13 protein-coding genes and 1 riboswitch are annotated in these 12,924 nt (G+C 30.3%); of the genes, 5 read left to right on the top strand and 8 right to left on the bottom strand.

Going from position 1 to position 12,924, the window contains the following annotated elements:
* Positions 1 to 330 precede the first annotated feature (330 nt).
* The gene (locus tag DP68_RS14825; protein ID WP_052085831.1) at positions 331 to 1,194 is read left to right on the top strand and encodes a formate/nitrite transporter family protein; all 864 of its coding nucleotides are present in this window, start codon (positions 331 to 333) and stop codon (positions 1,192 to 1,194) included.
* A gap of 46 nt (positions 1,195 to 1,240) precedes the next feature.
* Here DP68_RS14825 and DP68_RS14820 read toward each other — a convergent pair whose 3' ends face one another.
* From DP68_RS14820 to DP68_RS14815, 3 genes are all read right to left on the bottom strand, one after another.
* The gene (locus DP68_RS14820) at positions 1,241 to 2,986 is read right to left on the bottom strand and encodes a 5'-nucleotidase C-terminal domain-containing protein (protein WP_035310833.1); all 1,746 of its coding nucleotides are present in this window, start codon (positions 2,984 to 2,986) and stop codon (positions 1,241 to 1,243) included.
* A gap of 228 nt (positions 2,987 to 3,214) precedes the next feature.
* Positions 3,215 to 3,349 carry a hypothetical protein gene (locus tag DP68_RS19735; protein WP_278281162.1) on the bottom strand — a complete coding sequence of 45 codons (135 nt, stop codon included), beginning with the start codon at positions 3,347 to 3,349 and terminating at the stop codon, positions 3,215 to 3,217.
* Between the two features lie 67 nt (positions 3,350 to 3,416).
* Positions 3,417 to 3,932, bottom strand: a complete 516-nt coding sequence (locus tag DP68_RS14815; RefSeq protein WP_035310831.1) for a folate family ECF transporter S component — start codon at positions 3,930 to 3,932, stop codon at positions 3,417 to 3,419.
* Positions 3,933 to 3,985: 53 nt separating this feature from the next.
* A riboswitch (THF riboswitch) is annotated at positions 3,986 to 4,097 on the bottom strand.
* Positions 4,098 to 4,333: 236 nt separating this feature from the next.
* On the opposite strand from DP68_RS14815, the gene greA reads away from it, so the two are divergent.
* On the top strand, positions 4,334 to 4,798 hold the full coding sequence (gene greA, locus DP68_RS14810; RefSeq protein WP_035310829.1) for a transcription elongation factor GreA: 465 nt from the start codon (positions 4,334 to 4,336) through the stop codon (positions 4,796 to 4,798).
* An 86-nt stretch (positions 4,799 to 4,884) separates the two neighbouring features.
* On the opposite strand, the gene DP68_RS14805 is transcribed toward greA, so the two are convergent.
* From DP68_RS14805 to DP68_RS19035, 3 genes are all read right to left on the bottom strand, one after another.
* Positions 4,885 to 5,220, bottom strand: coding sequence for a hypothetical protein (locus DP68_RS14805; protein ID WP_035310826.1), 336 nt, complete (start codon positions 5,218 to 5,220; stop codon positions 4,885 to 4,887).
* 234 nt (positions 5,221 to 5,454) lie between these two features.
* Positions 5,455 to 7,527: a methyl-accepting chemotaxis protein gene (locus tag DP68_RS14800; protein WP_035310823.1), complete on the bottom strand. Its 2,073-nt coding sequence runs from the start codon at positions 7,525 to 7,527 to the stop codon at positions 5,455 to 5,457.
* A gap of 219 nt (positions 7,528 to 7,746) precedes the next feature.
* Positions 7,747 to 8,418 (bottom strand): FHA domain-containing protein, encoded by a 672-nt coding sequence (locus tag DP68_RS19035; RefSeq protein ID WP_052085830.1) that lies wholly within the window; start codon positions 8,416 to 8,418, stop codon positions 7,747 to 7,749.
* Positions 8,419 to 8,625: 207 nt separating this feature from the next.
* On the opposite strand from DP68_RS19035, the gene DP68_RS19730 reads away from it, so the two are divergent.
* Entirely contained in the window at positions 8,626 to 8,763 is a 138-nt protein-coding gene (locus tag DP68_RS19730) for a hypothetical protein (RefSeq protein WP_291549543.1), read from the top strand.
* A gap of 69 nt (positions 8,764 to 8,832) precedes the next feature.
* Here the strand turns inward: DP68_RS19730 and DP68_RS14790 are convergent, their stop codons facing one another.
* Positions 8,833 to 9,612: a hypothetical protein gene (locus DP68_RS14790; RefSeq protein ID WP_035310821.1), complete on the bottom strand. Its 780-nt coding sequence runs from the start codon at positions 9,610 to 9,612 to the stop codon at positions 8,833 to 8,835.
* 123 nt (positions 9,613 to 9,735) lie between these two features.
* Between DP68_RS14790 and DP68_RS19725 the strand changes: the two genes are divergently transcribed.
* Together DP68_RS19725 and DP68_RS14785 are read left to right on the top strand one after the other, a co-directional pair.
* Entirely contained in the window at positions 9,736 to 9,912 is a 177-nt protein-coding gene (locus DP68_RS19725) for a hypothetical protein (RefSeq protein WP_291549539.1), read from the top strand.
* A gap of 112 nt (positions 9,913 to 10,024) precedes the next feature.
* Positions 10,025 to 11,452, top strand: coding sequence for a cation:proton antiporter (locus tag DP68_RS14785; protein WP_035310820.1), 1,428 nt, complete (start codon positions 10,025 to 10,027; stop codon positions 11,450 to 11,452).
* A gap of 102 nt (positions 11,453 to 11,554) precedes the next feature.
* Here the strand turns inward: DP68_RS14785 and DP68_RS14780 are convergent, their stop codons facing one another.
* Positions 11,555 to 12,787, bottom strand: a complete 1,233-nt coding sequence (locus tag DP68_RS14780) for a Zn-dependent hydrolase (RefSeq protein WP_035310818.1) — start codon at positions 12,785 to 12,787, stop codon at positions 11,555 to 11,557.
* Positions 12,788 to 12,924: the final 137 nt, after the last annotated feature.

Below are 12,924 nucleotides of genomic sequence, written 5' to 3'. Positions count from 1 at the left end.
TCTATATTTATTTTTTATTGATTATACCCAAATTAGAACGTATTAATCAATTTTGTTAAAAATTACAAACATTTTAACCTCAGAATAAAAACTGTAAACATCTCACTAATACATTGAATTTTTCAAAATTTCTAAATACTACTGAATGTATATAGACGTTTTATAGATGCTTTTACAGTATAATAAAATTATAATAATTTACTTAATTGCAAAAATAGTCATTTATTAGTCACTAACGCATCATGTAATCATTAACTTATTGTCTCTAGATGACTCTGGTTAGTTACTAATTTTGGGCTATTAATCACAAAATTAACAGGGGGATATGTTATGGACAAACATATGTTAAAATGGTCAGAATTATGCCCTGAAGCAATAACTACAGCTACAGGAAAAGCGAACTCTACATTTATTAAAACTCTTATACTCGGAATACTTGCAGGTGCATTTATAGCTATGGGAGGCTTTGCTGCTGCAGTAGCTTCTCACAGTATATCGAATGTTTCACTTTCCAAATTTATGGCAGGAGCTGTTTTCCCCGTTGGCCTTATACTAGTTATAATATGCGGTGGAGAACTTTTTACAGGAAACTCTCTTATGATTACTGGTATACTTGAAAACAAAATTAGTTTAAAAGCTATGGCTAAAAATTGGATTATAGTATACTTAGGAAATTTTTTAGGTGCTCTTTTAATAGTAGTTTTGCTTATTCTTAGTGGATCCTTTGATATGAACGGAGGAAAGCTAGGAGGCTATGCACTAAAGGTTGCTTATACTAAAAGCTCACTAACTGCTATGAAGGCATTATCCAGCGGAATACTTTGTAACTTCATGGTAAGTTTAGCAGTATGGGGAGCTTATGCTGCTAAAGATATAATAGGAAAAATCTTCATCATATGGTTTCCTATAATGGCTTTTATAGTGGGTGGCTTTGAACACTGCGTGGCTAATATGTATTATTTATTTGTGGGATTATTATCTAAAGGAAACATTGTTTATATAGGAGCTTCAGGCCTTAAATCTTCAGCTATTTCGGCCATAAATATTTCAAATATATTTCATAATTTATTTTGGGTAACAGCTGGAAATATAATCGGCGGCTCAGTTCTCGTTGGATTCTTGTACTGGGTAGTATATACTCAATCTAAGAGTAATACCTATGTGGCAAGTTCATCTTCTAGAAATTTAGGATAAAAGTAATAAAGGAACTTGAATACATTGTTCAAGTTCCTTTATTACTTTAATTTTGAGGAATAACAAGTTTTTGCCCAACAAAAATTAAATTGAAGTTTTTTATATTATTAATTTCTCCTATTTCCTTATAATCAACATTATATTTTGCTCCTATAGAGTATAACGTATCTCCTAACTTTACAGTATATATAACTGATTTTTGTGGTATTACCGGTATAGTTGGGCCTTCTATCTTTTTCTCTTGCTCTAGATAATTCTTTTTAACTAATGAAAGTTCTTTACAAGCCTTTAATTCATTTACTAATGCATCTCTTACTGGGATATTTGTATCTAACTTATTTTTGCCCTTTGAAAAATCATATTCATCCCCATTAGAAGCCATAAAGTCATTAGTTACTACCTTATAATATTTGCTCATATTGAGCTTTGTTCCATTCATAAGATTCATTTCAATTACTCTATTTCCAAATGCCCTGTCCAAATCATATTTTATCTTTAATCCTGAAACCTGAACCCAACCAATCTTGTCATTCCCTATACCATTTTCGATAACTTTCTTTATATCTGCTCCTGTAAGCTCCATAGTAAATAATGTATTATCAAATGGCATAACTTCATATAAATTACCCATAGTTATATTTCCTTTGTTTAATGAAGTTCTTATTCCTCCTCCATTAGTTATAGCTATTTGAGAATTAGTAACCTTCGCCATAACCTCGCATATCCATTCACCAAGTATTGAAGCACCGCTTAATTTATTATGAACTAAATCCTTCTCTGTAACTGCTAATATTTCATTAAGCTTTGGTCCTGATAACTTTTCATATTTTTCAGCTATAGCTTTAGCTTCTGCATCTTCCTCCAATTCACTTAGTGAAGCTATTAAATCAACAGCATATGGTGTTATTTCTGCTTTTTTAGTATTTAAATTATATTTTATTTCTAACCTTTCATAAGCCCTTCCATTGTAATATGCTGAAACAACAGGAATTTGTTCCACTTTCCCCGAAACAGTTTGATGTGTATGTGCTGCTATTACAGCATCTACGTAGGTACTTGCTTTAGCAAAATCTGCTGCCTCTCCTGTTATAACTTTACTATCCTTATTTTGAAAAGCACCTAGGTGAGTAAGGGCTATAACTATATCGGCTTTTCCTTCTTTCAATTCTCCACTCTTAAGCTTTTGAGCCCATTCCTTAGCTGAGCTAATAGGATCTTTAAACTCTAAATCTTTTATATAAGCTGCCTTTGTTTTATAGGTAGTTTCTGGAGTTGAAAGTCCTATAAATCCTATTTTTACACCATCTACTTCTACAATTTTATATGGTTTTGCAAAAGCTACAGGCTTAAATGTATTTTTATCATATATATTTGAAGCTAGCCATTCAAAATTTCCTTCTTTAGACCATTTTTCAATTTTATCTATTCCCCAGTCAAATTCATGATTACCTATGGCTGAAGCAATCACTTCTAAATTATTCATCATTTCATTTATTGGAGCACCTTCGTTCAAATTAGATATGGCGGAGCCTTGATAAAGATCTCCAGCTGCAACTACTATAGTGTTTTTATTCTTGTACTTAAAATCCTTTATAGCCTTTGTAAATTTCGATATTCCAGGCTCCTTTTTCCCCTCCAAAACCTGTCCATGATAGTCGTTAAAGGACAATATATTTATAGTCTTAATATCTTCTGAAGCTGCAAATGCATTTCCTGAAAAAATCATACATAAAACCATAAATATTGATAGAAATAATGCAATAGTTTTTTTGCATTGAAAATGATAAGTCATTTTCCATCCCCCTTTTTAATACAACTTATATAACCTTTTAACATATTCTACATTTGAAATATATTACTTTTATCCAAGTATTATTCTCTATAATCATAATAATAATTAGTTGCAAATATTAATAATTTTTATATAACAGTAATTAAATAATTATATAAAAATAGGAAGTTTGCAAGCAAACTTCCTAGATTATATTTTAAACTTTTACTTTTTTATTATTGTATTATATTAGTATATCTTTTCTCCATCAAAGGTTTCATAAGTTGGAGGATTCTTTTCATTCCTTTTTCTTGCTCTATCTACAGGCTTTACACCATCATTTTTGCCACCCTTTTGATGTTTATCTCCTCTAAAAGGTCTCATAGATATCCTTCCTTTCTACATATATTTGATTATATTTTGCCATGCAGAACATAAATTTATACTTAATTTAAACTGCCACATTACGGAAGGATTTGTCCATATAATGTCCAATTGCTTTCCAGCACATGTATATAATTGGTACTTTTACCGGAATTTCTATAAGATTTTTTATTATTCTAGGAACTATTATAGCATATACTGCTTTACCGGTAATCATAGAAAGCCATATAGTATTAAGTCCCAAATTTATAAAAATCGTTATGATTAAGACAGCTAAAATTATATTAATCATAGATTTAGGTCTTTTATATAGAAATATTCCATATACTACTCCTGATAAAGCCGTGCTTAATGTAAAACCCGGAAAATACGCTCCTTTAGGAAATATTAACATACCTAAAATATCTGCTATCGCTCCACATATTCCTCCATACAAAGGACCAAATAACATACCGCATAAAGCTAATGGCAAAAATCCAAAGCTTACTCTAATAATTGGTGTTTCAACTCCTAAAAACCTTGTAAGTATGACCTGTAATGAAATAAACAAACCTAAAAATACCATCTTTCTTGTATTCTTCATAATGGCGCCTCCCTTCATAGTATTTGCCAATAGAGAAAGTGACGCTAAAAAATGTTAGCGGAATGCGGCAACTGCATCGCGAAACTTTAAATAACATTAAAATCTCTTCGTCTAGTGGCAACTTCCTGTCCATCTAGCACTTCACGCGCAATCACCTACTCTAACAAGCAAATCTATTTATATTATATACAATGATTTATTACATAACAAGATAAATTTCGGAAACTTTTTGCAATTATTTTGATTTTTCAAACAAATTATCATTGTTAAATATTCATTGTTGATTATACTAATATATTGATGATAAAATGGCATTATGGGAAAATACTAAAGGATTTTCATACATTGTTTAAAATTTTATTGACTGTCAATAATAAATTACTAGGAAGGTGAATTTGTTTATGGATAAAATTATTTTAACTGAAACAGCTAAAAAAAAGATAGAGTCAGAATTAGAATATTTAAAAACTGTTAAAAGAGTTGAAATTAAGGAAGCATTAAAATATGCTCGTTCTCAAGGAGATCTAAGTGAAAATGCCGATTATTCTGCTGCAAAGGATGATCAATCTATGAATGAAACTAGAATACTTGAGCTGGAAAATCAATTAAGAAATGCAGTAATAGTAGAAAGTTCTAATGATGCAAACATATTTGACATCAACAAAACTGCAATAGTTAAATTTTACGATATGGACGAAGAGGAAGAAGTAACATTAGTAAGTTCTGTAGAAGCTGACCCAAGAAATATGAAAATAAGTATAGATTCTCCTTTAGGAAAAACTTTATATAAGCTTACTACAGGCAAAAAGGCCAAAGTAATTTCCCCTGATGGAGACTATGAAGTTGAAGTTATAAAGGTACTTTAATACATATATTAAAAATCATCATATACTGGGTACTAACGATTAGAGAGTATATAAAACTTTAATTTTTAGTACCCCTCTATATTTACCTAGTAAATTTTCTTGTCGAAAACTTCGGATTCTAAGTACATTGTATATAACGCTAAAGCATCTTCCTCAGTTATTTTATTCTTCACGAGATTTCTATGAAGTATATATAAATTTGCATTTAAGTCCGGATTTACATTCCTAGTTTCTTTCATTTTTTTCTCGATTTTTTCTAGCACGGTTTCCGTGTCTTTATTTAGTTCTTTACTTACTAAATCTAATATTTCATCTGCTTCTTTAACTAACACCTTGTCCTTACATAATGATTTAATAGTTTGAGCTCTTGACTTTATCTTTATGAGTATATCTTTAGAAACAACTATTTTATCATCTCCCATTATTCCACCCCTTTATGTACTATCTAATTTTTTTATAATTCCTAACTTAAACTTTATTTTCATTTTAAAAATCCAATATACTATAATCATACTATATTATATGACGTATTTTCTAATATTTTTCCTTAGTGCAGCACAAAATGAAAAAGTACAAAACATTTTAAAAAAATAATCTATCATTTAAAATGTCTTGCACTATCTCGTCCTTATTTTCAGTAATTTATTAGGAATTATCTATTCCACCTTAAAACTGTTTACCTCTTGTAAAAGATTTTCAGCTAACTCTGACAACTTATTTGTACTTGCTGAAAGATCTTCTATAATAGCAAGTATTTCTTCTGCACTTGCAGAAACCTCTTCTGTGGAAGCTGATGTCTCTTCAGAAGCACCTGATATCTCTGTTATAGCTTCCACTATATCTTCTTTATTAATAATCATAGTTTTATTTAATGCTTCTATATGCTTCATATAGTTAGAAACCTCAACTATGGACTTGTACATTTCTCCAAATACTTCACGCGTTCCATTCACTGCACCAATCTGTTTTCCAAGCGTATCCTTTGTAGCACTTATAGAAGTTACAGCGTTGGAGGATCTTTTTTGTATGTCAATAATAAGCTTATTTATTTCTTCTGTTGAATATGCTGTACTTTCTGAAAGTTTTCTAATTTCCTCTGCTACCACAGAAAAACCACGCCCCGCTTCTCCTGCACGAGCTGCCTCAATTGATGCATTTAAAGCTAAAAGATTAGTTTGATCTGCAATAGATTTAATAGTTTCTATTATTTCTCCTATCTTTTGAGAACTTGTATCCATAGCTACTATAACCTCATTAAGCTTTTCTGTCTCAGAATTTACAAGGGCAGTTTTACTTGTTAAATCCTCTATTTCTTTCATACCATTTGAATTTAACTTTGTAACATTATCATAAACTTCCTTTACAGTGTGTATTGCTTTTGAAATTTCATCAATACTTTCTGAAAGCTGTTCTGATTTTTCCATACCTCTTTGAGTTTGTACAGCTTGTGATGTAGCAGTTTTTGCTATTTCCCCTATAGTATACGCAACTTCTGTTGTGGCACTAGAAGTTTGACCCGACATATCTCTTAGTGACATAGAATTTTCTGATACTACTTTAGCTGATGATACTATCTCACCTATAAGAGATTTTAAATTAGCCGTCATTTGATTAAAGGCATTTCCTATATTTCCAAACTCATCCTTAGAGTTTATATTTATGTCCTCAGTTAAATCTCCTGAAGCTGCTTTGTTTATTCCATCTTCTAATACTTTTAAAGGCTTAGTTATCATCCTAGATATATATAATGCAAATATGATTCCCATTATTGAACTCAATAAGGCAATTAGTATATTAGTTTTGTTTATAGTATTTAGCTCATTTGCCGTCTCATTTGTATTAAAGCTTAATGCAATCTTCCATGAAGTTTTATCATTAGTTATAAATGATGTATATTTATGTTTCCCTTCAAATGTATATTCTTTAAAACCTTCTTTTTCAGAATTAATTACTTTAAAAACTTCTTGATCTTTAACACTTTGACCAATTAATTTTTCATCAGGGTGAGAAAGTACTATACCATCGGGACTCATAACAAATAGCACTCCACTATGTCCCATACTAACATCTTTATACTTTGTTGCAAAATTATCAAGAGTAATATCTGCTCCTATTACTCCAAGTATTTCTCCATTATTGCCCTTTAAAGTCTTTGCCATAGTAAACATAAGCTTTCCTGTGCTTGGACTTACATACGGATCTATATATACAACCTTATCTGGGTTTTCCATTGCTTTTTTGTACCAAGGCCTCTGTGTAGGATCGTACCCTGCCATATCCCCTGCTTTATTAGTTGAGTTTGCGAAAAATGTCTTATTTCTACTCCCTACATATATAGAAAATAAACCATTACCAGTTTTCACCTTATTGTCTATCATCTTTCTAGAAAAGTATTTAGTTCTATCTAGTTCTTCTTTTATTTTTTCTTTTGCATCATCATTGCTATTCATTTTCTCTTCTAGACTAACTAAATCTTTCATATTTTCATCCACAGACAAAAAATTTATAGTTGCTTCTATTTCCATAAACATATCATTTAAGTTTCTATTCATTTGATAAGCCATTTCTTTTGAATTATTTTTAAAGCTATCTAAAAGAACTTTATTTGAAATTCCATAATTCAATATACTAAGTATTAAAAGAGGTAATACCATAGCAATAACTATAAGTGGCAGTAGCTTGTTTTTTATACTTCTTCGCTTTCTCTTGTTGCTTGATAATTTTTCCATATCATCTTCCCCTTATGCAAATTACTTGTTTTATTATATTGTCACAGCAATATTATACCAACATCCTCATTTATCGACAAGTTATAATAAAACTTTAAAATTTTTTCATAAATTTGTAATCCATTTTAACACTTTATTCAAATTGCATATGAAACGCATAAAATTAGGAAGTCTATATTTTTAGACTTCCTAATGCAATTATTAAGATTAACATGATTTTTACTGTATTATCACAAACCTTAATTTTGTCTCTCCTATTATTAGGGTATCGTTATTATTTAATTCCTTTGACTCTTCTATTTTTTCTCCATTTACAAAAACTCCATTTTTTGAACCTAAGTCATATATATACATCTTGTCTTCTTGCTGCTTTATAATTGCATGATTCCCACTTACATACATATCTTCAAGTATTATATCATTATCATCACTTCTGCCTATATGACTTTCTCCAGGTTTAATCTCATAATTTGTTCCTCTCTTTACTCCATTTAACTGCACTAAAAATGCAATTATATTGTTATAAAAATTGCTTAAAATTATAGTATCATCACTTATAGTTGAAATAGTTGAATTTTTTTCTCTCTTTACATCAAATTCTGTAGCTTGTTTTTCAACTAATAAATGATTTTTTTCACTGCTTTTACTGTCCTTATGAGTACGCCTTTCAATATTAGCATTTTCTTCATTTATTATTTCCTTAGCATTTTCTTCTTCAGCTTTTTTATCTATCATACCATTTTCACTTTTATTTTCTTCCATATCATCATCTTCATCAAAATCGTCGTCTTCTATAAAATCATCCTCATCATATTTTCTAAGTACTAAAAAACCCACAACCGTGCCTATACCTACTATTCCTATAAGCACAAGTATAATTCCAATTGTCATAAATGTATTCCTCCCTTATTACTCTGCAAATCCATTAACTTATGGAAAAATCTATCCTTGACTTTCCATTTTTTTATTTCAATTCTTAGCTAAATTTTAAAGCTTTAATGAAAAATAGTCAATACATAAAAGATTATACATACTATATTGAATAATAATTCTAATTTTGTAAACTATATGTATAGATAAAATGAATGGAGGATTATTATGCAAAAGGAAATATATGATTTACTTCAAGAAATCAGGAAAGAAATAGAACTGATTGAAAAAAGATTGGATGAAATAGAACAAAATTCACCTAATGTAAATTCATCAGAAAATGAACAAAATAATAATAAGAAGTGATAATAATTTACAATAAGTTTTATAAATATGAAACCACGGAAATAAACTGAGATAATGCTTTAAGTCAGCCTAGGGCTGACTTTTTTGCTTTTGATTTATCTCTGCAATTTCTGGATTCTCATCTAAGAATCTTATAACTTCCTTAGCATTTGGAAAGTCAGTATCAAAGTGCCTATAAATGTTACTTATAAGCTTAAAATCTTCCTTTGTATCAACAGAGAGCTTGTATCTCCTATTGTATGTTTCTTCACCTTTTACTGTTCCTATCTTAAATTCCCTAGGATGTTTCAATATATAATTTGTTACTCCTTCATAGTATTTACAAGGAGAGCACTCATTTGAATACATAGCTTCCCTTATAGATATAGTATTTATTCCTGAGCTCTTAATAACCTTTTGCAGACATCTATCTAATGCTTCTTTTGAAAAAACTTCTACTTCTAAGCCCTCCGGAAAGGAGTTTGGTACATCTAAATGCACATAGTCATAATTATACATTTTGAAATAAGATATAACATTGTCCACAATATCAGGGGATATAAAAGGACAATTCCCTTTTATTCTCACTATTATGTCCCCAAAATGTCTACCAGAAGCTTCCTTAAATCTTTTTAACATATTTTCTTTGTTCCCTGTAAATACATGAAACTCGGTTTCCTGAAGTGCACTGACCAAAGAAGAATCTTTAATATTATTAGACGCTGCTACAATAACTTCATCTATAAGTCTTGCCTTCATTAGCCTTTGTAAGGTATGTACTATAACTGGCTTTCCAGAAATAGACCTTGTCAAAAGCTCCATATTCCCATTACAAACGGTTTCTGGCTGAACAATACATAATACCTTCATTAAAATCACCTCTATAAATTTAGAATAACCTTAAAGGAGAAAATTTATGAAAAAAACTTTAAATATATAACATACATGCTGTCAACATACCTAATGTTCTCAATTCACTTTAAGGTAACTGCTATGAGTATTTATGATAATAATGATAATATTACCATAGAACAAGATTTAAGTAAAAATTATTATCTTGGAAATCAATGCAATAACTTGAGTAATCTTGAAATTGCTATAAAAAGCCACATGGTAAATCCCGATGAAAACTTTACCATAAAGAAGGTTCTTATGTATGGAATATGGTAAAAATACAAAATAAATGGTATCATATTCATTGCACTTGGAATTATTTTAAACTAACATATAATATTCAACATTGGATAACAATAATACAATAGAGAAAGGACTGATTTAAACAATGGAAGATATTAGTTTTGAATCTCTACTTATCATATCATTATTGGCTTTTGCAACGCCCATTTTTTTAAGCAGTTTTAAAAAAGTGAAAATCCCCTATGTAGTTGGAGAGATATTTGTAGGCTTGATAGTTGGGAAAAGCTTTTTAAATTTAATTAAAGATGATGTATGGATAATCTTCTTATCAAGTCTCGGCCTTGCTTATCTTATGTTTTTAAGCGGACTTGAGATAGATGTAGAAGAACTTTTTGCAAGAGATGAGCAGGGATCCATGCGATTTTTCAAGGGTGCTTTCATGTTTTTAGCTTCCCTTTTCATATGCTTTGGAATAGTAATCACTTTAAATTATTTAGGCATTATAAATAACACTTTATTTTTCACAATTTTATTTGCATCTTCTGCGCCAGGTCTTTTAGTTCCCCTTTTAAAGGAACGAGATCTTTTATCTACAGACTTTGGTCAATTGCTCTTAGTATACTGTCTAATAGCAGAGTTTGTGTGTCTTATAAGTATTACTATTATCTCCTCTACTGTTACAGGAGGCTTTAGTTATAAGAACTTCTTATTTATAGTAGTTTTATTAGCTTCCATAGCACTTTACTTTTTATCAAAGGGATTTATTAAAGTATTTGATTTAAATGCTGTAGAATTTAAAAATCTGCATATAGAAGTTAGAGCAGCTTTTGCACTTATTTTAGTATTATCAGCTCTATCTCATGCAGTAAAATCAGAAATAGTTTTAGGTTCTTTTTTGGCGGGGCTTATTTTCTCCCTTATATTTCATAAAGCTAAAGAAGATTTAAAATATAAATTGGATACAATAGGATATGGTTTTTTAATTCCTATATTTTTTATACAAGTTGGTGTGAACTTAGATGTAAAATCCATATATGAAAACCCTAAAGCATTAGCTTTGATTCCCGTGCTTTTGATAATTTTTTACGTATCAAAATTCCCTGCTTCTTTGGTTTTATGGAAGACCTTTGGCTTTAACAAAGCAATTTCCTCTTCCTTTGTACTTTCAAGCCAACTTAGCTTAATGATAGTAGGCTCTCAAATTGGATATAATTTAAAACTTATGGATACCTCTACATATTCAATTTTAATAATAACCACCATAATTTCTTGTCTTTTATTTCCTATACTTTTTGATAAAACTTTTAATTCAGAAGGAATAGCTAAAAAGAAGACTTCAGCTTTAAATAAAATATCTATAAGAGAGACTGTAGTAAATAATGAATCATTGTATCATAAATCTTTAAAGGAAATAAATTTTCCTGAAGGCTGCAGAATAGTATTACTCATCCGTAATGATGAAGAAATAATTCCTAATGGTAATACAATATTACAACCTGGAGACATACTTCTTCTTGCAGGAGTTAAAGAATTTGAAAGCCAAATGCTTCATCTTGTAAATGAATCCATATAGTAATAAGTACTAGGCTAAAGGTGCTAGGATCTAGAAAATGTAGAAATTTTGCCTAAGCAAAATTTCACCCACTCCTAGTACCTATTGCCTTAAACCTAGTACCTACTTACAAAGTTCTTCAAGTGTTCCACACATGATTTCTACGCCCTTTTGAAGCTTGTCATAATCAGTCCATTCTTCTGGACAATGACTTCTTCCATTTTTGCTTGGCACAAATAAAAGGCCTACCTCTGTAACTCCAGCCATAATCATAGCGTCGTGTCCTGCTCCACTCAACATATCTTCTGTTGTAAAACCTATATTATCTGCTTTGCTTTTCATTATGCTTATTATATTTTCTGAAAGCTTTACTGGATTTACATTAAGCTTGTCTGTAATTTCATATTTAACACCCTTAGTTTCAGCCATATTTTGAAGCTGTTTACTTATTTTATTTGAAACTTCATTTATAAGATTTTGACTCTTTGATCTTATATCCACAGTAAATTTAACCTCTTCCGGAACTATATTTGCAGCTCCTGGAAGCAATTGAAATTTCCCTATAGTAGCTACAGTTCCTTCTCCTGCTTCTTTTGCAAATTCACTTATCTTTGATATTACTGATGCTGCAGCATCTAAAGCATCTAATCTCATATCCATAGGAGTTGTTCCTGCATGATCAGCTCTTCCCTTAATTATAACTTCAAATTCTCTTATACCAACTACATATTGAACTATTCCTAAATCTTTATTATTAGATTCAAGGATAGGTCCTTGTTCAATGTGAAGTTCTAAAAACGCCTTTATATCTTTAGGATCTCTTACTGCTTTACTTATTTCATCTGGATTAAACCCAAACTCTCTCATAGCCTGTGCTATGCTTATTCCTTGTGTATCTTTATATTTATCAAGTTCTTCTCTTGTTACTTTTCCAGCCATTGCTCTACTTGCAAAAAGACCTCCCCCAAATCTACAGCCTTCCTCTTCTATCATTGCAATAAACTCTACAGGATATTTAGGCTTTATATTATTTTCCTTAAATACTCTTGCTGATTCAAGCGCAGTAACTACTCCAGCTGGTCCATCAAATATGCCTCCATTTTTAACTGAGTCATAATGCGAACCTATCATAACTACTGGTGCATCTTTAAGTTCTCCTTCAAGTCTGCCAACTATAGTTCCTGCTGCATCTTCATAAACCTGAAGTCCTGCTTCTTTCATTTGCCCCTTTATATATTCCCTAGCTTTTCTGTCTTCCTCACTAAATGAAAGACGAGTATTTCCTGCCCCTGGTGTAGATGTAAATTCCCCTAATGCTTCAATGTCTCTTTTAATTCTTTCAAGATTTGTATTCATAAAAATTAGCCCCCTTGCTTTTTATTAACTTTATATATTCTACTACTATACACATTATCCTTCAAAATACAGAAATATTTCGACGGTTTTTAATGCTCTGTGTTGCATAGAATTTTCATCTAGGAAGACGTTCATTT

Origin of the sequence: Clostridium sp. HMP27, from assembly GCF_000765165.1 — a bacterium.
Taxonomy (GTDB): Bacteria; Bacillota; Clostridia; order Clostridiales; family Clostridiaceae; genus Clostridium_AK.
This window is presented reverse-complemented; position numbering and strand designations above follow the sequence as displayed.